Genomic DNA, 2799 nt, shown 5'->3' with positions numbered 1-2799 from the left:
CATGTCGCGCTTTTTGGTCATCGCGCTGGCGCCAGGAAGTTAACAAAGATAGAATAAAAAAATAGACGTTAATTTGTTAACAACATGGACCTAGCGATGTCCTACATGCCTCTTGGGCCCGAAGCCTCTCGTGTCGCCATCAACGCCAGCCAACTGTTCGAGGCACTGGAGCAGCACCGCACTGGCGCTCGATACGTCGAGGGGTCGATGCACTGGAAGCGGATCAAAGGTCGTGACTACCTCTATCGCTGCTACACCGGCGGCAAGAACCACTCCATCGGTCCCCGCAGCGAGGAAACCGAGCAAACGAAGGCAAAGTTCGATACCCGCAAGGCCGACTACAAGACACGCGACGCCAGCCTGAAAGAGCAGCTACGGTTGCACGCGGCCTACGTGCGCGCCAATCGGTTGAACCGTTTCCCCCTGGTCGGTGCTCGGGTGATTCGCGCCCTGCAACGTCGCAGCATCCCGTTCCGCATCATCGGCACCAATGCCCTGTACGCCTACGAGGCTCGAGCGGGAGTCAGGATCGACCCCCAACATCTGGCGACTGCCGATATGGACGTGCTGATGGGTGCGCGCCAGGGGCTGCGCATCGTGGCGGCCCTGGAAGGAGACACATTGTTGTCGGTCATCCAGGCCAGCGACAAGACCTTTGCACCGATCACGGCTGGGCAGTTCGAGTTCCGAGCCGGCAATGCCAATGGCTACCGTGTCGACCTGATTACCCAGACTGCCAATCCGATGACGATGAGCGACTTCGAGCAGCAGCTGGAAACCAATGACCTCAAGCCGGCGGGCATCGAGTCGCTCAAATGGGCCATCGCCTCACCTAGCTTCGAGGCGGTGGTCTTCGACGAGCGCGGCATGCCGCTACGTCTGACGACTATCGACCCCCGGGCGTTCCTCCTCCACAAGTGGTATGCCGGCCACCGGCCAGACAGGGATGCTTTGAAGCGCCACCGCGATCAGGCACAGGCCAGAATCGTCGCCAGCCTGCTGCATTACGAGCTTCGCGAGCTTCCGACCACGAGAGCGGTGGAGAGAGCCTTCCCTCACCTGTTGTCGCAGCAGGTCCAGGCAGGGCTGGACGACCTGGAGGTGTGATCAGACCAGGCTATCCAACGCCCCCGCCACCGCGTCGAACAGCCGCTCCAGCTCCGCCTCGGTGCTGGCGAAGGGCGGGCCGAACTGCAGGGTGTCGCCGCCGAAGCGCACGTAGAAGCCCGCCTCCCACAGCGCCAGGTGGGCGTCGCGGGGACGAATGGTCGGGTCGCCGTCGCGCGGCGCCAGCTGGACCGCCCCGGCCAGGCCATAGTTGCGGATATCCACCACGTGCGGGCGCCCCTTGAGGGCGTGCAGCTTGGCCTCGAAGGCCGGGGCGATGGCCCGCACCTGGGCCGGGAAGTCCTCGCGCTCGAACAGCTCCAGCGCGGCCAGGCCGGCGGCGCAGGCCACCGGGTGAGCGCTGTAGGTGTAGCCATGGGGAAACTCGATGGCGTGCTCGGGGCCACCGGCATGCATGAAGGTGTCGTAGATCTCGCTGGATGCGATCACCGCCCCCATGGGCACCGCGCCGTTGGTGAGCTGCTTGGCGATGGTCATCATGTCCGGTACCACGCCGAACGCCTCGGCCCCGGTGCGCGCGCCGCTGCGCCCGAAGGCGGTGATCACCTCGTCAAAGATCAGCAGGATATCGTGGGCGGAACAGATCTCGCGCAGCCGCTCCAGGTACCCCTTGGGCGGCACGATCACCCCGGCGGAGCCGGACATCGGCTCGACGATCACCGCGGCGATGTTGGAGGCATCCTGCAGGGCGATATGGTCGAGCAGCGCGTCGGCAAGCTCGGCCCCGCTCTCCGCCTGGCCCCGGGTGAAGGCGTGCCCCGACTGCAGGGTATGGGGCAGGTGGCTCACCTCCATCAGCTGGCCATAGTGCTTGCGGTTGCCGCCGATGCCGCCGAGGCTGGTGCCGCCCACGTTGACCCCGTGATAACCCTTGGCGCGGCCGATCAGGCGGGTCTTCTCCGGGCGCCCCTTCGCACGCCAGTAGGCCTTGGCCATCTTCAGCGCGGTATCCGCCGACTCCGAACCGGAATCGGTGAAGAACACATGGTCCAGCCCCTCGGGCGTCAGGCCGGCGATCCGCTCGGCCAGCTGGAAGGCCAGCGGATGGGCCACCTGGAAGCCGGGTGCGTAGTCCAGGGTCCCCAGCTGATGGGCCACCGCCTGCTGGATCTCCTCACGGTTGTGGCCGGCACCGCAGGTCCACAGCCCCGAGAGGGAGTCGAACAGCCGACGGCCACGATCGTCGATGAAGTAGCGCCCCTCGGCGCCAGTGATCAGCCGCGGATGGGCGTGGAAGTCACGATTGCCGCTGAACGGCATCCAGTAGTGGCGGTTGATCACCGGGGTTCCTGCGGTCCCGGGGGACGGCGCCGTCGAGGTGGCGGTGACATCCGTAAACGAGGTCGTGGACATGATCGAGGCTCCTGAAGGGGCATGGGCTTGCCTTCAGCATGGACCAGGCAAGTGTTGAACAAAACATAACACTTGAACGGCGGCATGGATATCGCCTGCCATGGGTCGAAACAGCCGAGGCGCTCACTCAGCCCGCGGCGTCGTTCGCCTCCAGCACCCTCAGCTTGGTGCGGATGAATTGACGTCCTCCCCTCCCTCAGCTTCTTGGGAAGCTGCCGCCTGCGGCGGAAAGGAAGGGGATTCCTACGGCGCTCAGGCGCGGCGTTGAGCCGCCCCTGAGTCGCTTCGGCGGGTTCCTGCTGCTGGCGGCCTTACTGC

At 65.2% G+C, this 2799-nt stretch carries 2 protein-coding genes; one reads left to right on the top strand and one right to left on the bottom strand.

All coding sequences use genetic code 11. The annotated features are described in order from the left end of the window. The first annotated feature begins 96 nt into the window (after positions 1-96). Positions 97-1107, top strand: coding sequence for a GSU2403 family nucleotidyltransferase fold protein (locus Q673_RS35475; RefSeq protein WP_023007567.1), 1011 nt, complete (start codon positions 97-99; stop codon positions 1105-1107). On the opposite strand, the gene Q673_RS35470 is transcribed toward Q673_RS35475, so the two are convergent. Further along, the gene (locus Q673_RS35470) at positions 1108-2388 is read right to left on the bottom strand and encodes an aspartate aminotransferase family protein (protein ID WP_235048547.1); all 1281 of its coding nucleotides are present in this window, start codon (positions 2386-2388) and stop codon (positions 1108-1110) included. It lies immediately after the preceding gene. Positions 2389-2799 lie beyond the last annotated feature (411 nt).

The organism is Halomonas sp. PBN3 (assembly GCF_000475415.1).
GTDB classification, from domain to species: Bacteria; Pseudomonadota; Gammaproteobacteria; order Pseudomonadales; family Halomonadaceae; genus Halomonas; species Halomonas shengliensis.
Note: the sequence above shows the minus strand (reverse complement) of the source record. Positions and strands in the feature narration are given on the sequence as shown.

Bases quoted from the DNA above. Each gene is read 5' to 3' on its own strand.
- Q673_RS35470 (WP_235048547.1), bottom strand. From the start codon at position 2,388: ATGCCGTTCAGCGGCAATCGTGACTTCCACGCCCATCCGCGGCTGATC.
- Q673_RS35475 (WP_023007567.1), top strand. From the start codon at position 97: ATGTCCTACATGCCTCTTGGGCCCGAAGCCTCTCGTGTCGCCATCAAC.